Source organism: Fervidicella metallireducens AeB (genome assembly GCF_000601455.1).
Taxonomy (GTDB): domain Bacteria; phylum Bacillota; class Clostridia; order Clostridiales; family Caloramatoraceae; genus Fervidicella; species Fervidicella metallireducens.
Map to the genome: position 1 here is coordinate 21,340 of NZ_AZQP01000025.1, position 19,677 is coordinate 41,016.

Genomic DNA, 19,677 nt, shown 5'->3' on the forward strand with positions numbered 1-19,677 from the left:
ATAATATTTTTCAAAAGGCATCTCCTCTGTCTGTTGCAATTTCAAGTCCAAGGGATTTTAAATAAGCTTCCAGTCTTAGCCTTTCTTCCTTTATAGTGGATTCATCTCCTATTTTTTTTGGATAAATCTCGTAAAGCCTTCTGAATTTATAAGGTTCAACCTTTTGCATTATTACATTGGCTCCAACTTTAAAGGCAATATCCTTATGCTCTGAACTTAAAACTCCAAGGGAAGTAGTTACTGGAAGATGCATTTTTTTATATAACAACCTGGATAATGCCACTGCTTTCAGTGTCATAAATCCATCACCAACTGGATGCTCTTTAAGAGGTGTTCTCTTATGTGGAATAAATGGCCCTATACCTGCCATTCCAGCTTTTATTTCACCCAAAAGCATAATGTCCTTAGCTATGGTTTCAGTTGTCTGCCCAGGCAGCCCTATCATAAAGCCGCTACCTACCTGATAACCAAGTCTACTAAGCTCTTTTAAACAAGCAATTCTATTTTTAAAATTTGAATGGGGATGAAGGCTGTTATATAAGTTTTCATCTGCCGTTTCCTGCTTTATTAAAAATCTATCTGCACCATCTTCCTTCCATTGTCTATAGTCATCAAAGTCTCTTTCTCCTACACTCAGGGTTATTGCAATATCCCCAATTTTTTTTATGTTTCTTATAATATAGGAAATTTTTTCTCTTGTATACCACATATCCTCACCTGATTGAAGAACAATTGTCTTGTACCCTGCTTCAAATGCTTCCCTTGTATTCTCAACAATCTCATCAGGTGTCATCCTGTATCTTATAAGTTCGTTATTATCGGCCTGAAGTCCGCAGTACTTGCATAAACACCTGCAGTAATTTGAAAACTCTATGATTCCTCTTATGTGTATATAATTGCCATGATATATCTTTTTAACTTCATCTGCCACACGAAATAGATATTGACTTTTCTCTTCATCAAGTTCTAAAATAGCAGCCATCTCTTTTATAGTTGGAATATAGTTATCTGCAATTTTATTTATTAAATTCTTAAAATCCATTTTATTTCACCTATTTCTTAGTTAATGCTGATTTAACGCTTATCCCACTTATTTTACCAAGCTTACCTGTAAGGGCACTGACTTCATCAGATGTACCGTCTACAATAAGAGAAATAACGGATATTTGTTTCTCCTTATAGGGAATACCCATTCTACCAACAATAATTTCAGCAAACTCATGCAAAACGCTGTTTACCCTTGGGGCAGCCTCTAAATCTTCAACAACAATTCCAACAACACCAATTCTTTTTTCCATATAAATCTCCTCCAACAAAAAATCCCCTAGCAAAGGCTAGAGGATGAAAAAAATTTCTTTTATTCCCTTCTCCCCTTTTGCTTAGAACTACCTTGCAATCAGGATAATTAGTTTTGTCCATCAAATCAGAAATTTCCAATTTAACAGATGCATTACAGTATATTTTATGTATTAACTCATGTCTTTAACACAGAATTTTAATACATCATCTAATAAAAATAGATTATATAAATCTGTCCTTTGATTAAGAACAGATTAGCACTGTATAATCCATTTCTGGTCATAAAATGTTATTTCCATGAACTAATAAAGTAATTTCACCTTCACTAGTATTGTAACAAAGGTAAGTAAATGTCCCTGCTACTTTTTAACATTCTAAGGGGGCACAACCCCCTTAGAATGAATCAAAAATTAAATGTCCCTATTAGAATCTGTTTCTCTTTTGGTAGTGTGTATGAAGTAACTCATGGCTTAAGTGACCATTTGGTTCACCAAGGAATTCTTCGTAAATCTGCTTAATATATGGATTTTTATGTGATTTTCTGATTGGAAGAGATTTATCTTCATCATAGATAGCCTTTGCTCTTTCAATCTTCACATCCATAACTTCCCTTGTCTTTGCATCTATTATTGGTTGTCCTCCACCAGTTACACATCCTCCTGGACATGCCATGACTTCAATGAAATCAATTTTCTTCTCTCCACTCTTAACCATATCAAGAAGTTTTCTTGCATTAGCAAGACCATGAGCAATCGCTGCATTTATTGATTTACCATTTGGAAGTTCTATTGTAGCTTCCTTTATTCCCTCAGTTCCTCTAACAACTTCATAGTCAATTGCCTCAAGCTCCTTTCCTGCTGTTATTTCAAAAACAGTTCTAAGAGCAGCTTCAGCAACTCCCCCTGTTGCTCCAAATATTACAGCAGCACCTGTTGACTCACCTAATGGGTTATCAAATTCTTCATCACTTAGATTTGCAAAGTCAATTCCAGCCTCCTTTATCATTTGTGCAAGTTCTCTAGTTGTTAGAACTATATCCACATCCTGAAGGTTTTCGCTTGAAAGTTCTTCTCTTTGGTTCTCAAACTTTTTGGCAACACATGGCATAATTGATACAACAGTAATCTTCGCTGGATCAATGTCCATTTTCTTTGCAAAATATGACTTAATTAAAGCACCTTCCATCTGGTGTGGTGACTTACATGTTGAAAGGTTATCAAGCATATCTGGATAGAAATGCTCAACAAATTTTACCCATCCTGGACAGCATGATGTCATAAGTGGAAGATTCTCTCCGCTTTCAAGTCTCTTCAATAGTTCAGTTCCTTCTTCCATTATAGTAAGGTCAGCTGCAAAATCAGTATCGAATACCTTATCGAAACCTAGTTTTCTTAAAGCTGATACCATTTTACCTGTAACCCTTGAACCAACTGGCATTCCAAATTCTTCTCCAAGAGCAACTCTGACAGCTGGTGCAGTTTGAACAACTACATATTTATCTGGATCAGCAATAGCATTCCAAACATCCTTAATGTTTTCCTTTTCATGTAATGCACCAACAGGGCATGCCATTATACACTGTCCACAGTTAATACAAACTGTATCTGAAAGTGGCTTGTGGTAGGCTGGAGCAACAACTGTTGAGAATCCTCTGTTTGCAAAACCTATTGCATGAACACTTTGTACATTTCCACATGTGCTTATACATCTGCCGCAAAGTACACACTTTTCTTGATCCCTTACAACGGAAGTTGAAGAATCATCTATTGGGCAAGTTGTTTTTTCTCCCTCAAATCTTATATCCCTGATGTTTAAATCCTTTGCTAAAGCCTGTAGTTCGCAATTCTCACTTCTTACACAGGTTGTACATTCTCTTTTATGATTTGATAATAAAAGTTCAACAACTGTTCTTCTTGCTTCCCTGACCTTAGCTGTATTTGTCTTTATATCCATACCATTTTCAGCTGCCAGTGTACATGAAGCAATAAGTCTTGGTCCTACTTCAACAACACAAACTCTGCAGCTTGATGATTTGTTGACATCCTTTAAGTAACAAAGACTAGGAATTTTTATGCCAACAGATCTTGCAGCTTCTAAAACCGTAGTTCCCTTTGGAACTTCTAGTTCAATGCCATCTATCTTAAATTTAATCATTTCCATCATATTCACTCCTTACATGCTGATATTATTTCTTCTCAATAGCTTTGAATGGGCACTTAGTCATACAAACACCACATTTTACACACTTATCCTGATCTATTACAAATGGTTCCTTAACCTTTCCACTGATTGCATTAACAGGACATTGTTTAGCACAAATACTGCATCCCTTACATTTTTCAGGTATTATTGTGTATTTCATAAGAGCCGTACAAACACCAGCTGGACATTTCTTATCAACAACGTGTGCTATATATTCATCTCTGAAGTATTTAAGTGTTGATAAAACTGGGTTTGGTGCTGTTTGTCCAAGACCACAAAGTGATGAAGCCTTAATCTGCTTAGCAAGTTCTTCCATTTTGTCAAGGTCTTCTAATGTTCCTTTGCCTTCAGTAATCTTTTCAAGCATTTCAAGTAATCTCTTTGTACCTACCTGCAAGGAGTACACTTACCACAGGATTCATCCTTAGTAAAATCAAGGTAAAATCTTGCAACGTCAACCATACAGTTATCTTCGTCCATTACAATCATTCCACCTGAACCCATCATGGAGCCTAATGCTGTTAATGTATCGTAATCTATTGGGGTATCAAGGTGTTCTGCTGTAATACATCCACCTGATGGTCCACCGGTTTGAACTGCCTTAAATTTCTTTCCGTTTGGTATTCCTCCACCGATTTCATAAATAACTTCCCTTAACGTAATACCCATTGGAACTTCCACAAGTCCTGTGTTTGTAATCTTTCCACCTAAAGCAAAAACCTTAGTTCCCTTGCTCTTTTCCGTTCCTATATTTGCAAACCACTCAGCACCATTTCTTATTATTACAGGAATATTTGCATATGTTTCAACGTTATTAATAACAGTTGGTTTTTCCCATAATCCACTTACTGCTGGGAATGGAGGTTTTGGATTTGGCATACCTCTCTTACCTTCAATTGAGTTCATAAGTGCAGTTTCTTCTCCACAAACGAAGGCACCTGCTCCTAACCTTATCTCAACATCAAACTTAAATCCTGTTCCTAGAATATTTTCCCCTAATAGTCCATATTCCCTTGCCTGCTTTATTGCAACCTTTAATCTTTCAACAGCAATTGGGTATTCTGCTCTGACATATATATAACCCTGGTTTGCACCTATTGCATAACCGCCTATTGCCATTGCTTCAAGTACTGCATGTGGGTCTCCTTCAAGTATAGAACGATCCATAAATGCACCTGGGTCTCCTTCGTCAGCATTACAGATAATATATTTCTGTTCATTTACCTGTTTTGCAGCAAATTCCCATTTTAAACCAGTTGGGAAGCCACCGCCTCCTCTTCCCCTAAGACCTGATTTTTTCATTTCTTCGATAACATCCTGAGGAGTCATTGAAGTTAAAACCTTTTCAAGTGCCTTATAGCCATCAACTGCTAAATATTCATCTATTTCCTCTGGATCAATAACACCACAATTTCCTAGTGCAATTCTTTGTTGTTTTTTATAAAAATCTACGTTATTTAATGATTTTACTCTATCATTTTCGATAGCCTCATGATAAACAAGTCTCTTTAAAATTCTTCCCTTAACCAGATGTTCTTCAACAAGCTCTGGTATATCCTTAACTTCAACCCTGCTATAAAATGCCCCTTCTGGATAAACTATAATGATCGGTCCTAATTCACATAAACCAAAGCAACCTGTTCTGATTACTTCTATTTCATTTTCTATTCCGTGCTTTTTTATTTCTGATTTAATAGCGCTCATCAAATCCATTGAACCTGATGATGTGCATCCCGTACCACCGCAAATTAATACCTGTGAACGATAGAATGACATTTCAACCCCTCCTTATTAGTCGTTTTGAACTGTGTAATCGTTTAAAATTTTTCCATCTACAATATGCATAGTGAATTCATCAACTACTTTTCCATCCTTAATGTGTTCCCTTACCATTCTCTTTGCCTTTTCAGCTGTCATTTTTACATATGTAACCTTCTCACTGCCTGGTGTTATAACCTCAACTATTGGTTCTAACTTACACATTCCAATACAACCTGTTTGTGCAACAACAACATCGTTAATTCCAAGCTCCTTTAATTCATCCATTATTGCCATCAAAACAGGTCTAGCTCCTGCAGCTATACCACAAGTTGCCATTCCAACAACTATTCTTGTTGTATCCCTATCTTGTCTTTGATTTATACGACTTGCAGTTTTCTTTCTTATTTCTTCTAGTTCTTGAATTGTCTTCATATATATCCCCCTTACTTTCTATATTCATCAAGTATTCTTGGAACATCATCAACAGTTAATCTTCCATAAACCTTTTCGCCTATTGTCAATACTGGTGCTAATCCGCAGGCTCCTAGGCATCTTGTAGCTTCAAGTGTAAACTTTCCATCTTCAGTTGTTTTACCAACCTCAACGTTTAACTCTCTAGCAAACTTGTCCAATATACCTTGAGCACCTTTTACATAACAAGCTGTACCCATACATACTCTGATAATATGTTCTCCCTTTGGTTCAAGTGAAAAGAAATGATAGAATGAAGCAACACCAAAAATCTCTGTCATTGGTATATTTAATCCATCTGAAACATGTTCTAAAACATCCTCAGGTAAATATCCATATGTTTCCTGAATGAAATGTAAAACAGGAATTAATCCTCCCTTTACATCCTTGTGGTCATTAATAAACTTTTTAACTTTTTCAAGCCTTTCATCTGGCTGTCCACAATTGCAGCAGCAGCACTTGTTTTCCATATTTGACACCACACATCTCTCCCTTTCTTGTTAAATACTTAACTTGTTTTTGCAATTAAAAATTCAACAATTGATATCTTGCATATATTTTGCAGGACATTATTTATTAGATTGAATTTATAGAATTATTAGAATATTATATATGCAAGAATTCTTTCACATATAGACATAATAAAATACATATAAAATTACCAATTACGACATATTTTCGTCTTCATCGATATCTTCTTATATGCATTTACTCTCTATGCTAATGCTATTATATCAAAATATCAACTGTAATAGAACACAAAAAATCTATTATATTCGTAATAAAATTGTTAATTTTAATTAATAGTTAAAATATTCTCAAATTGCTGAATTTTTTATTTTTATTTAATCGATTAAGTTAATGGATTTATTTTTATATTTATTACGTTATTTAGACACATAACTGCATATTTTATTGTGAATTTCAACATATTTTCCTTCACTTTTTTAACATTATGAACTGAATTGTTTGTGATGTATTTAACATGATTAATTTCATATTTTTATGCTCCATAAAAAAAGACTGCATGATTTTTTTTACTCTACTTTACATGCAGCCGCTATTATTAATTTATCTTATATATTTCCCTTTAAGCTTAGCCTTTTATTTATTAGCTCCTCATAGTACATCTTTATTATCGCCATAACCGGCACTGCAAAGAACATTCCAATAACCCCAAAACTTTCTCCTCCAACTACAATAGCTACTATTATCCAAAATGGTTTAAGACCGACTTTATCTCCTAAAATCTTTGGTGCTATCCACCATGCATGAAATTGTTCTAAAATCAATATAAAGATTAACACCCAGATTGCCTTAATAGGACTGTAAAATAATGTTATTGCAACTGCTATTGCCATGCCTATAATTGGTCCAAAATAAGGTATTAAATTTGCTAATCCAAAAAGTAAACCAATTAAGAAACTGTATGGTGCTTTTATTAAAATTAATCCTATAAAACAAATAATTCCCATAATTACTGAATCTAGAATCTTACCTGTAAGATAACCTGAAAAAATTGTATCGATGCTTTTAATAAAGGTAATTATTTTATTTGCCTTTGAAATGCTAAAGAAGGCATTTATACTTCTTTTTACTCCCTTTAAAATGCTTTCTTTTTCTATTAACATATAAACTGAAATTATAAGGCCAATAATAAATTTCAAAAGCTCTGATGTAAATCCTATCAGTTTTGCTAAAATAATATTTAAAGACTCATCTAAAAAATTCTTTGAACTTTCAATAAAATAGTCAACATTATCTAATGCATATTGGGTTACTCCATATTTTTCCAAAAGATTTGCATCTGATATTTTTTTTATTAAAAATTCCTTTGTATTATTTATATAGTCAGGAAGATTTTCTAAAATCTCTGCACTATTTGAAACAACCTTTGGAGTTATAATAGTTATTGAAAGTATTGTTATTCCAATTACTACAAAGTATACAACAAGTATTGAAATTGCCCGGTTAAATTTAAATTTACTCTGTAGATATTTCATAAAAGGATTTAGTAAATATGCTATTAAAAAGGCCCACAATAGAGGACTTATTAAGGATAACACTACATTCATCAATTCCACAACAACTTTTATGTTATCAATTATTTTATAAAAGATAATTGATATTAGAATGATTGATAATATCTTTAAATACTGCATCCTGTCATTCATAATTCATTCTCCTTTGTTTATTCACTATACTTCAATATACTTAATTATAACATCAATCATATACTTTGTAATTATTATGTAAACAAAATAACCGCTGTTTTAACAGCGGCTATAATATTGCAGATACAATATCTCCCAAAGTTTTAATATAGTTATATTCTGATGATTTATATTCCTTTAATTTTGAAGGTACAGTCAAATACAATATTCCCTTAAGCTCATTTGATTTAATCAAAGGTAAAACCACAACCGAATTAAAATTTGGTAACCCGCTGATTGAATCATAATCAATAACCTTGTCCCAATCAATACCATGTATTCCTTGTTTACTGCTGATTATTGACTGAAGTAATTCCTCGTTATAGCACCTTCCTTCAAGCCAATCATTCTCATAAATTTTCCTGCAATATGATTTAGCTACTTCATTATCCTTGACTAAAAATAACATGCCATACTGAGACTCAGTAATTTCTACTATTCTTCCTAACAGATTATATATTTTTTCTTCAAAGTCATCTCCATTTTTTATCATTTCTATTAATTCAACCATAACAAGAACATTTCTTGAATCCTGTACAGGATTGCCTGTAATTATTCCTGTTAACTTGTCAGTTCCACTGGTTCTGCCTGAGTATTCTTCATCCCACAAGATACAGCGATTTCTCCCAGATTCCTTCGCTACATAAAGGGCTTTATCGACTTTCTCTATCAGCTCTTCTCTCCACCTGCCATGGGTTGGATATGTTGCAATACCCATACTTGCTGTTACAGAAAATTTGCTTCCTAATATTTTTTCATCTTCAATTTTACTCCTTAAACGCTCTGCTATATCAAAGGCTTCATTTGAATCTGTACATGGAAGAACAACAATAAATTCCTCTCCCCCGTATCTATAACACATATCCCCTCTTCTTATGTTATTCATTATAATTTTACACACATTAGCAAGTACTTCATCCCCTGTTTGATGTCCATAAGTATCATTTACTTTTTTAAAATGGTCTATATCAAACATAATCAAAGAAAAGGTAGTATGCATCTTTTCTGCATTTTGTATAAGAAGCTCTAGTGTATCCTCTAAATACTTTCTAGTATACACCCCTGTAAGTTTATCTATATTTGATGTTAAAATCAGGTTGTATTTATCTACCATGCAAGCTACTAACCCTGTTAATTCTTTACACTTTTTAAGACTCTTTTGATTAAAATTATTTATCACCCTATCCGACTCTAGATAGATGTGTCCCATCACACTGCTAATCCTGTTTGTATAAGCCATATCTCTATCAAATTTAAGCAAAATGGGAATACACATTACAGACTTTAATGTATCATCTGAATTTAAATATCTGTTATTGTAATCCCTTAATTGGCTTTCCGTTAGTACTATGCTCTCCTTCAGTTCGCTTACTTTCTTGAATATACTGTTGTCCCTTGGCAAAGATAAGTTTTCGTTGCTTGATGCTATTATATTTATGTTATCCCCTATATTCTGTTGGACAATTAAACATCTTGTAGCTAAAGTTATTTTAGCAAGGTACTTAGAAATCCACTCAAGGTTTTTCAAGGGGTCCTGATGCATATTAGCCACAATGTCCCTTACACTGTTAGCTTTAAAGGGCATAGTAGTATCGTACATTTCCATTGCCGACCTAATAAAATATCTGTTGGATAAAATATCTATAATATCTTCAAAACCTAAAATCTTATCTATATCTTCCTTTGTCACATCAAAGGAACAAGCTGCTTCATTCAACTCATCAAGGATAATTGAATTTCCCCTTTGTTTTATCAGCCTGATTTTATTAAATGGAACAAACAGTTTATGAAATTTGATATAATCAACCCTCTTACTATTTGGAACTAAATTTAATAACTCTCTTACATTTTCACAGGATTCAAAATAGTAGTTTATTGAATTAAAATAATTGTTATTATCTAAATAATAATTTCCTATTTCAAAGTTAATCTTCCATAAAAACTGCTTTATGTTCTTTTGTTTTGCTGTTTCAAGAGCATTTATCAAATATTTTAATTTATAGGTTTTATCGCTAAGGATTCCCTTTAAAAACAGATATTTAACCTTCAGATATTCTATCTGCTGAAATTTGCTTATATTCTCATACTCTTTTAAAATACTTCCTGCCATTTCAACTAAATTCTTATCATATAGCAATAAACAAAGATCAAGTATTATATTAAATTGGTCCAGATATGAAACATATTTTTTACTTAAACTTAAGATTATTGTTACAGAGTTCTTTATTTCACTTAATTTATTAGTTTTTACAATGTTAGCTCTTTCTCTAATGATTTCCGTATTCCACTTTGTTTTAAAATCAAATTTATCAGCTTTTTCAATTGCCAAGTCTGCATTTTTAAAAGTCTTGTCTATATCCCCTAATTGATAAAATAGCTCTGCACCTATAGCATAATAATCTATTATTTCACTTGGATAAACATGATTTTTACTTACTAACTCCTTAGCTAGTTTATAATAATGATTTGCCTCCTTTAAATTACCTGTCTTTATGCAAACTTCACATATATGTATATAACAATAAAATAAATTATCAATAAACTCCATATTAATTGATTTATCTATGCTCTCTTTGAAGAAGAAATATGAACGATCATATTTCATCATGCTGCAATAAGTTGAAGCAATGTTAGTTAAAGCTAAAATCTCAGACTTAAGTATATGGTTTGCTTCGCTGATTTCTTTAACCTGCAGGAAATATCTTAGTGCTTCCTCATCGTTCATGTAATAATCAGCATAAATTCCACCTATATTGTTAAGCACCATTACCTTATAATTATAATCTCCAGCCATTTCAAAATACATCAGGCTTTTATCAAAATGAATAACGGCTTTGTCAATCTCATGCATATAAACATAAGCATCCCCTAGGGATTTATGAAATTTTCCTCTGAAGGTTACAAGATTTTCAGGACATATTTCAAGGCACTCTTTACATATTTCAATCGTTCGTGTATAGTCCCCTTTTCTCATTGCAACTACACACTTTATATGCATACTATCTAAATAACCATTTAAATCAAATGAAATTTTTAAAATCTCATCAATTTCATTCAAGGTTTCAATAACCTTTAATATATCATTTTTATCCAGATAAATTCTTGATTTTAAAATCAATGCGTCAATTTTATAGCTATGCTTTGACGTCTCAGTTGAAAGTTTATTCGCCAAATCACATGCATTAGAAGCTTCTTTAACATCACCTATATCGTAGTAAATCTTTCCTGTTTTTAATAGCAATTCGATCTTATAGTCATCCTTACTATCATCAGAAAATAAGCTGATTGCCTTACTATAGTTTTTTATAGCATCATATCTGTTTCGAAGCTTTTCCATTTTTTCTGCATTCTTCACACAATATTTAATTGCACCTTCATAATTTCCAGCCATCTCTAAGTGGGTAATAAGCTCATTGTTTGTTTCGTAGTCATCGATATAGTTTTGTTCTAATATATCTGCAGCTCTTTGATGTTTAGTTTTCTTTTCGTCATCCTTTACCCTGCTATAAATAAGATTTTTAAGTACCTTATTGTTAAAATCAAAGGCAAATCCTTTATCTTCAATTTTCTTACATATTATACCTCTGGATATCAAGTATTGCAGAGAATTCTTTATCTCTTCACTGCTGCCTTCAACCAACTTTTCTAAAACTTCAAAAAGAACTGCTTCTGTAAAAATTGAAATACTTGTAAGTATGTCTAAACTCAATCCATCCAATTCTTTTATTTGATTTTGCAATATCTGTTCCAATGTTGAAGGAATAAGGATTTCCCTATAATCATCATATGAAGTAGTCCAGTTTCCAGTGAAGTCATCTATATAAACATAGCCTTTGTTAAAACAATATTTAACAGCTTCCTCTAAAAACAATGGGTTTCCAAAGACAACAGAATTTAAAGTAGAAGAAAAATTTTTAGGTACATATGATATTCCAAGTATATTTTTTACCATCATACCAGCTTCATCATCGTTTAATGAATGTATTGGCATATCCAGTGTATGAACTTTATCAGTTTTCTTTAAAAAGCCACTGAATTTAGGGCTGAAATAATATTCCCCATCATTATAAGCTGCTACAACAATTACATTTTTGTTTTTATAATTTCTTGTATAAATATAATCCAAAATTTCAATTGATAAATCATCAATTAAATGTATATCATCTATCAGAACAACTAAAGTTTTCCCCTTTACAAATTCCGAAATAAATCCATAGATATTATTCAAAAGCTTTATTTTTTCTTTTTCATTGGATAAATATTCTGCTTCAATCATGTGTTGCTGCTCATCTAACTCAGGAATCAATTTACATAGATACTGCTTGTATTTTTCTATCAATTCCTTATCACATTCTAAAATACAATTCTTTAATATTTCAGCAAAAACCATTTGATTATTACCTTTATTGTTATCGATGTAATAGTATATCTTTGTATTTCTAAATCTTAAAATATGCTTTATTTCCTTTAGTAATCTTGTTTTACCTATTCCTGTTTCACCATGTACAAAAACCCATTTGCCATGTGCTTTGTGTTGTTCAACGGATTCAAATACATTTAGTATCTGTTCTAACTCATATTTTCTTCCTGACATCTTCGTCTTAAAGGAAAGTTTCTCTAATAGAGGCTTGTTAAAAGATTTAAATTCCTTATAAAAAACAGAATTTATTTCTCCTATGCACTCACATATGTTTTTAAATCTTTTATCTTTATCAGGATCTATCATCTTCTCAACAATAGGAATTATTTTGTCTATAAACCTTTTGCTTTCTTCATTCATTTGCTGTTTCTGTATATTTAATTTAATGTCTTCTATCTTGATTTTATTATCATCAGCAGCAAAAACGTTTATTTTGCATAAAACCAAAAGCAAGACACCAAGTGAATAAATATCCGATGATATTGAAGCATCGTAATTAAGTAATAGTTCCGGTGCTTTAAAAACTGTTTGACCGGTCTTATCTAGCCAAGGGTTAGTAGTTTCCAGCTTAACTGTTGCCAAATCCTTAAAGGTAATTCTCCAACCACCATTATTATAATTTAGCATTATATTATTTAAATTTATTTCGCCATAAATAAAGCCTTTTTTGTGCAAATAGTTAACCGTTTCACTTATTTGGGAAAAAATAACTAATATCTCATTCTGGTTGATATTTTTAATTTTTTCAAAAATATCACAACTCCAAGAATTATTTTGGCGTGTAAAATAGTACAAATTATTTTTTACAAGTTTATTATCAATAAATCTAACAGTACCAAATTTATGCAACTTAATTATGTTGGGATGATCTATATTTGTTAGATTTATAAATTCATCTATGTAAAAGTTCTTTAAATTCTCCGTTAAATGCTCTGGATTTATAAGTGTTAATTCCATCTGCTCCATATCTTTTTTTATATCGTTAACATAATAAGTTGCATATATTGGATTCTGATTTATTTGGTTTATTACTCTGTATCTGTTATTGATAATCTGCACTTTTCTTCACCACCAAAAAGTTATTAATAAAATTTTATGTAAATATTTCTACATAATGATAAATTTTCCTTTTTTTCTTGCAAAAAATGACCTTCAAGAGGTCATTTTTGTTGCTACTTACCACAGCATTTTTTATATTTCTTTCCACTTCCACATGGACATGGCTCATTTCTTCCTGTCTTGTCTTCCTTTACAATGGTCTTTGTTGCATTGTACTGCTTTTTTATTTCCTTTCTTTTCTCAACAGTTAAAATATCATCCCATTCTTTTAACGTGTATAACCAGTCTGCCTGAGCATCAAGCATATTAAAATATAGTTTTTCAAAATCTATTTCTAGTTTAATTTCACTTTCTTCAGTTATACTATCTAAATCTATTTCCTGTTTTAAACTAGTATTTATACCTGAAAGGAAACCAGCAAAAGTTACCAAATCCATTTTAAAGCCCTCTGCAAGTTCTGAAACCTTACCAGAAACTACTTCAAGCTTGTCCCCTAATATTTTCTGGTAAACCTTTTCCTCTGCAACAAAATAGCCTTCCCAAAATTCATCATATTCTTCCTGATCTCTTTCAATATTTACTAAATCCAACCACTTATCGTATAAACTCATTTTCACTGCTCCTTTTGTAAAATTCATTTGTAAATTTCATAAATATTATATCATATTATAATTAATTTTCATCAAAAATTCAATTTTAAATTTAAAAAACTAAGGCTATGTATGCCTTAGTTCTTTAATTAATTTTTACTTATTTCCTGCAGCCTGCCTTTGATTGCAATTTCTTTTTTTTCCCAATATAATATCCTACGAAGCCTGCTCCAATTGCAGCTTGAAGCGCAAACAACATACTCTCTATTTCACCGGATGGTGGTGCCCAGACACTTTCAAACCATGGCTGATAGTCTTTATTAACCTCTGAAATAACGCCTTCTATTTGACTATCTGCACCTGAAAATTCCCCAGCCCTTCCGCCTAATACTAATGATACTATAATAAGGGCTATACAGGCAGAAATAAGCATAATATTTTTTTTCTTCATTATTTTACACCTCCCTGCTTAATATCTCTATTTCATCCTTTGAATATCTTTCGATAAAATTAAAAATCATTACAGTTACAATACCTTCAACTATTGCTAAGGGAACTTGAGTTAAGCCAAATATTGCAATAAATTTACCAAAGGAAGCTAAGATACCTCCATCTTTTGTTGGAAAAGCAAGTGCTAATTGCATAGAAGTTATGGTATATGTAGCTAAATCCCCCAATGCTGCTGCAAGGAAAACAGCCAAGGATTTATTTTTGTTTTTTAGTAATTTATAAATAAAGAAGGATATTATTGGCCCTGCAATTGCCATGGAAAAAGCATTTGCACCAAGGGTAGTAAGTCCACCATGTGCAAGGAATATTGCCTGGAATAAAAGAACTAAAGAACCTATTACAGCCATAGTGAATGGCCCAAAAATTATGGCTCCAAAGCCTGTACCTGTTGGATGTGAGCAGCTTCCAGTTACTGAAGGCAGTTTTAACGCAGAAAGAACAAAACAATATGCAGAAACAAGACCTAACAGCATTTTTAAATCTTTGTTAGACTGGGTTTGACTTTTAATTGACTTTATTCCCATTATTACAAATGGAGCACATAGTATAAAATAAAAAGCAGACCACTTAACAGGTAAAAATCCTTCTGCTATATGCATAGCACTGGCAGCAGTTGGAACTGCCATTAAGAGCAGTAATGAGTATAAAAGTTTTTTCTTCATAATAAAACCTCCCTTAATAAATAAAAAAACTTCGTATAGAACTACGAAGGACAAAAACAAATATTTTTCATAATCATAGCTATAAAAAATCCCGCCAAAAAGGCAGGATTCCACATAACTATCTCATCATGGTTTCCCTTCCCTCCGAAGTTCCATTTTCTGCTTTAGGCAGGTCTCCTGGCTGACGGGTCATCCTCCACCATCCTTCCCGGTTTCCCAGTGGATCTGGCTTTGTCTCCGTATACAGTAGCGGGGGCTGCAGTGGATTTTCACCACTTTCCCTATTAAACCTAATCAGGTGCCTAAAACATATTATTCAGTTTTCTCTTAAATATAATTATAAACTTTTGCACTACAATATACAATATTTTTTGAATATTTTCTGCAAAAATCATCTGTTTACATTATTTGACATTTTAATTTTTAATAATTCCTTATTATTTCATGATATAATTACCATTAATTAAATAAATTCTATTTATTTTTCATATAAAAAACATATTTCTTAATAATTCATCACAGAAAACACACAAATATATATTAAAATATTATCAAGTTAAACAACTAAGCAAACCATTATTATACTTCAAAGGAGGCAGTTATGAAGAACTTCACCAAAAGACTAATCAAAAATAGAATTTATATACAAGCAACCTTTTTAATAATAGCTGTAATTGTGACAATTAATCATGTTTTAATACAAAGTGGAAAAGGGCTACAATGGCTTTCTAATTCATATCTGCATTACGTGTGTCCTATTTGTGGTATTACTACAATTCAACAGCTGATATTCTCTGGAACTTTAATAAAGGACAAGCTGTTGAATCCAGTTACGCTAATAGTAACTATCTCCTTGGTAATAGCAGTAATTGGGGGCCCTGTTTTCTGCGGGTGGATGTGTCCTTTTGGTGCATATCAAGATTTATTAGCTAAGTTGGGAAAACGACTTTTTAAGGAAAACTATAATACATCAGTAAAGGGTAAAACTCATAACACTTTAAAATGGTTGAGATATGTGGTTTTAATTGTAGTTATATATATGACGTCAAGGTCATATATCAGTCTTCTTGAAAAAATAAATCCCTATCATAGTTTATTAAATTTTTTCCAAAATAAATTTACACTCTCGGGGTTTATCGTATTATCTGCTATTTCATTGATATCTTTAATTATTCAAAGACCTTGGTGTAAATACCTCTGCCCATATGGAGCTTTACTGGGATTAAGTAATAAAATTAAGCTGTTAACTATAAAAAATGAGAAAAAAACATGTGTTAACTGTAGAAAATGTGATAATAAATGTCCAATGAATATTAAAATTTCAGACCTGGATGAAATTAGAGACATTCAATGTATATCATGTATGGAATGTTCATTAGGAAGATTTTGTACTAATGATGGATTTAATTTATCTGAAATAGATAAAGGTAAAATAAAACACGACAAAAAAGTGGTACAATTAATAATCCTGACATGTATAACCATTATACTAGGTATATGGACATTCTTTTCTATAAAAGATTTGAAAAAAGAAAGTACTTTCTCCCCTGAAAACAATAGACCTGATGGATTTCATCATAAAAGAAAGAGGTATCAGCATGAACAACAGGTAATAATGAACAATATAGATATGAAAAACAAAAAATATAAAGATGGGGTATTCACTGGCGAAGCTGTAGGATATTCTCCAAATCTTACAGTATCAGTTACAGTTAAAAACAACGAAATTAAATCAATTGAAATTATATCTCACAACGAAACACCTGGTTTCTATGAAAAAGCCTTTGAAACTATACCCACAAAAATCATCGAAAATCAATCAACAAATATCGATACAGTATCGGGAGCAACTATGAGCTCAATTGGAATAATAAATGCTGTCAATGATGCCCTGGCAAAGGCTGAAATTAATTAACACAATTTCTTTTAATATGCCAATATACTAAAAAGGCTACCCCGCTTACTTGGTACTCAGATTGTTTACTAACATTATTTACAAAAAAGTCACAAGAACGTCATTGAAATAATTGCAAAAGTGCATACGGTGAATGATGATAAGTCTTATAAAAATTTTGACTTACTTGATGAAGTGACCTGCAACTTATGCAATCATTTATGACGTTCTAAAATATAATTAAATCTAACTCAATTATCAATGCCCTTTCTTGAAAGTACACCTTGTTCATAATAATGCTTTACTTCCTTAATTTCCGTAACCAAGTCAGCTATTTCAATAAGCTCCTTTGGGGCATATCTTCCTGTCAATACAACCTCAACATTATTTTTTCTTTCTTCTAAAGCCTCTATTACGTCTTCTACATTCAGCAGTTTAAAATACAGGGCTATATTTATTTCATCAAGAATAACAACATCATATTTACCGTCCTTTAATATTTCTGCGCATCTGTCAAGGGCTTCCTTTGCTAAAAGTTTATCCTTTTCATCTGGAAGCTTATCTATAAAACATCCCTTTCCCAGCTGTTCAATCTTAATATTAGGTAAAACCTTTTCAACACCAACTTCGTGGTATTTCATATCCTTGACAAACTGACCTATATAGACCTTAAGGCCTGCACAGGCGGCCCTTACAGCCAGCCCAAAGGCAGCAGTGGTTTTTCCTTTTCCATTTCCAGTGTAAATATGTATATAACCTTTATCCATAGCATCACTTCCTGATAATTATTTACTGTCCCCATTTTGAGCTTTCTTTTTGTTATGCTCAACTATTTTACCTATAATATGGTCATATCCTTTTTCTGAGTGTGGTATCATACAATCAGTGCAGTTTTTAATTCCATTTATATATGTATGATTTCCACCGCAGTCCTCTAGAAAATATAGTGGACAATAGCAGAATAAACAATTAAATTTCTCAGTATTCTTTACATTATGACATGGAAAAAACTCACACTCTTTGTGTTGAAAAAACTTATACTTTTCACTCATTATTAACACTCTCCATTCCTTTTAATTTGAAAACATCCTCAATCTCCTTAAGGTTATCCCTCCAAGCCTTTACTTCATTATAATTTTGAACTTCTATTCTACCGCCCTGAAATTCTCCCTTTGAGTTTTCAAGAAGCTCTTCCATATCTCCTTCTATTTTAACATAATTTCTTTTGAGTTGACCCAAAAATTCCTAATTTTATATATAATAAAAGCCTTCGTTATTCAACGAAGGCAAGTTTGAAAATATTTTTATTATTTACTCCCTGCCACACCACTTATTGCAAATACCACTTTTTCTACTACATAACACTTCCTTAGAGCCACACTCGGGACATGTATACCTATCCTGCTGGTAATTTATATTATATTCATTACCACAGGTTAAACATTTCATCTTGCAATACTTGGATGTGAAATGACCACCGCTTATATTAATTGCCTTACCCTCAGTTAATGCAATGGCTACTTTTTTTCTGGCACTATCTATTATGTTTTGAAAAGTCTGTCTGGATACATGCATTTTTTCTGCACATTCCTCCTGACTTAACCCTTCAATATCCTTTAATCTCATAGCTTCCAGTTCTTCCAATTTTAATACAACTTCTTCAACCTGACATTTTGGCATTCCAAATGGTATAAAATAGGTTTTCTCTGGAAAGTATTCTACCCTTCTGAATTTTGTCGGTCTTGGCATCTTTCTTCCTCCCTGCATCTATCACACAGTCCGATAAGCATAATATCGGAATCATATACTTGTATATTATATTTTTCTTCAACAACTTTGTTAAGCTTTACATACTCATAAGTTATATTATAGTCATCTATATCTATTATACTATTACAATTAGCACATTTAAAATGTATATGCAGGGGCTTTCTACTAAATATTTTTATTTCATAATAACTCTGTCCTTTAATAACAATCTCTTTTACTATTCCTAGCATACTAAATAGCCTTATATTTCTATAGACAGTGGCCAATCCAATATTTTTATCTTTAACTCTCTCATATATTTCCTTTGCATTTATATGTGTCTTAGACTTAACTAATTCCTCAAGTATAACTCTTTTCTGCTGTGTAAATTTATATCCTTTCTTCTCAATAATTTTTTTTATAATCTGAAAATTATCTTCCATCAAACTTACACCCTAATTAACCCTATTCGTGGCAATGGCTTCATGCTGATGTTCTTTGCAAACACTTCCTGTTGATTTTAACGTACCGCCTATATATTCCTTAACAACCTCATCACAATTTCCTTTTGCCCCAACTACTACCTGAATGCCATTTTCGGCAAAAAAGTTGTTGTGCTGTTTCTCCCATGCCACCAGCGATTATTACATTTACATTCTGTTCCTTTAAAAATACAGGCAGAAAACCTGGTCTGTGTCCTGGATTTGCAACAAACTCCTTCTTACCTACTTTATTCTCATCTACCTCATAAATTTCAAATCCTTCGCAATGTCCAAAATGTCCACTGACAACCTTTCCTTCACAAGCAACTGCTATTTTCATTTCTATTCCTCCTCAAATTTATTGG

The 19,677-nt window shown here is 32.1% G+C and carries 16 protein-coding genes, 2 pseudogenes and 1 riboswitch; of the genes and pseudogenes, 1 reads left to right on the forward strand and 17 read right to left on the reverse strand.

Annotated features, from left to right (window positions below; all coding sequences use genetic code 11):
• Positions 1-10 precede the first annotated feature (10 nt).
• The 11 genes and pseudogenes from hydE to Q428_RS08645 form a co-directional block, all read right to left on the reverse strand.
• Complete coding sequence (gene hydE / locus Q428_RS08595; protein ID WP_035380065.1) at positions 11-1,042, reverse strand: [FeFe] hydrogenase H-cluster radical SAM maturase HydE; 1,032 nt, start codon at positions 1,040-1,042, stop codon at positions 11-13.
• A 10-nt stretch (positions 1,043-1,052) separates the two neighbouring features.
• On the reverse strand, positions 1,053-1,298 hold the full coding sequence (locus Q428_RS08600; protein WP_035380067.1) for a TM1266 family iron-only hydrogenase system putative regulator: 246 nt from the start codon (positions 1,296-1,298) through the stop codon (positions 1,053-1,055).
• 424 nt (positions 1,299-1,722) lie between these two features.
• A complete protein-coding gene (locus tag Q428_RS08605; RefSeq protein ID WP_035380069.1) occupies positions 1,723-3,459 on the reverse strand; it encodes an NADH-dependent [FeFe] hydrogenase, group A6 in 1,737 nt (578 codons plus the stop codon).
• A gap of 25 nt (positions 3,460-3,484) precedes the next feature.
• A pseudogene (gene nuoF, locus Q428_RS08610) lies at positions 3,485-5,277 on the reverse strand (NADH-quinone oxidoreductase subunit NuoF).
• A gap of 15 nt (positions 5,278-5,292) precedes the next feature.
• Positions 5,293-5,694: a (2Fe-2S) ferredoxin domain-containing protein gene (locus Q428_RS08615; RefSeq protein ID WP_035380070.1), complete on the reverse strand. Its 402-nt coding sequence runs from the start codon at positions 5,692-5,694 to the stop codon at positions 5,293-5,295.
• Positions 5,695-5,705: 11 nt separating this feature from the next.
• Positions 5,706-6,203 carry an NADH-quinone oxidoreductase subunit NuoE gene (nuoE, locus tag Q428_RS08620; RefSeq protein WP_035380093.1) on the reverse strand — a complete coding sequence of 166 codons (498 nt, stop codon included), beginning with the start codon at positions 6,201-6,203 and terminating at the stop codon, positions 5,706-5,708.
• A 606-nt stretch (positions 6,204-6,809) separates the two neighbouring features.
• Positions 6,810-7,907 (reverse strand): AI-2E family transporter, encoded by a 1,098-nt coding sequence (locus Q428_RS08625; RefSeq protein ID WP_035380072.1) that lies wholly within the window; start codon positions 7,905-7,907, stop codon positions 6,810-6,812.
• Positions 7,908-8,016: 109 nt separating this feature from the next.
• On the reverse strand, positions 8,017-13,425 hold the full coding sequence (locus tag Q428_RS08630; protein ID WP_035380074.1) for a diguanylate cyclase: 5,409 nt from the start codon (positions 13,423-13,425) through the stop codon (positions 8,017-8,019).
• Positions 13,426-13,538: 113 nt separating this feature from the next.
• Positions 13,539-14,036, reverse strand: coding sequence for an SEC-C metal-binding domain-containing protein (locus Q428_RS08635; protein ID WP_035380076.1), 498 nt, complete (start codon positions 14,034-14,036; stop codon positions 13,539-13,541).
• Positions 14,037-14,175: 139 nt separating this feature from the next.
• Entirely contained in the window at positions 14,176-14,466 is a 291-nt protein-coding gene (locus Q428_RS08640) for an energy-coupling factor ABC transporter substrate-binding protein (RefSeq protein ID WP_035380078.1), read from the reverse strand.
• A gap of 4 nt (positions 14,467-14,470) precedes the next feature.
• Positions 14,471-15,187: an energy-coupling factor ABC transporter permease gene (locus tag Q428_RS08645; RefSeq protein ID WP_035380080.1), complete on the reverse strand. Its 717-nt coding sequence runs from the start codon at positions 15,185-15,187 to the stop codon at positions 14,471-14,473.
• 150 nt (positions 15,188-15,337) lie between these two features.
• Positions 15,338-15,508, reverse strand: a riboswitch (cobalamin riboswitch).
• 280 nt (positions 15,509-15,788) lie between these two features.
• On the opposite strand from Q428_RS08645, the gene Q428_RS08650 reads away from it, so the two are divergent.
• Entirely contained in the window at positions 15,789-17,102 is a 1,314-nt protein-coding gene (locus tag Q428_RS08650) for a 4Fe-4S binding protein (protein ID WP_051515068.1), read from the forward strand.
• Between the two features lie 230 nt (positions 17,103-17,332).
• On the opposite strand, the gene cobO is transcribed toward Q428_RS08650, so the two are convergent.
• The 6 genes and pseudogenes from cobO to Q428_RS08675 all read right to left on the reverse strand — a co-directional run bounded on the left by cobO (position 17,333) and on the right by Q428_RS08675 (position 19,652).
• Positions 17,333-17,848: a cob(I)yrinic acid a,c-diamide adenosyltransferase gene (gene cobO / locus Q428_RS08655; RefSeq protein WP_035380082.1), complete on the reverse strand. Its 516-nt coding sequence runs from the start codon at positions 17,846-17,848 to the stop codon at positions 17,333-17,335.
• A gap of 18 nt (positions 17,849-17,866) precedes the next feature.
• The gene (locus Q428_RS08660; RefSeq protein WP_035380084.1) at positions 17,867-18,133 is read right to left on the reverse strand and encodes a cysteine-rich small domain-containing protein; all 267 of its coding nucleotides are present in this window, start codon (positions 18,131-18,133) and stop codon (positions 17,867-17,869) included.
• Positions 18,126-18,320, reverse strand: a complete 195-nt coding sequence (locus tag Q428_RS15185) for a hypothetical protein (RefSeq protein ID WP_152539101.1) — start codon at positions 18,318-18,320, stop codon at positions 18,126-18,128. The genes Q428_RS08660 and Q428_RS15185 overlap by 8 nt, the downstream gene beginning before the upstream one ends.
• A 72-nt stretch (positions 18,321-18,392) precedes the next feature.
• Positions 18,393-18,830: a DUF134 domain-containing protein gene (locus Q428_RS08665; protein ID WP_035380086.1), complete on the reverse strand. Its 438-nt coding sequence runs from the start codon at positions 18,828-18,830 to the stop codon at positions 18,393-18,395.
• A complete protein-coding gene (locus tag Q428_RS08670; protein WP_035380088.1) occupies positions 18,800-19,273 on the reverse strand; it encodes a Fur family transcriptional regulator in 474 nt (157 codons plus the stop codon). Before Q428_RS08670 ends, Q428_RS08665 begins: the two co-directional genes overlap by 31 nt.
• A gap of 22 nt (positions 19,274-19,295) precedes the next feature.
• Positions 19,296-19,652: pseudogene (locus tag Q428_RS08675) on the reverse strand (NifB/NifX family molybdenum-iron cluster-binding protein).
• Between the last annotated feature and the right edge of the window lie 25 nt (positions 19,653-19,677).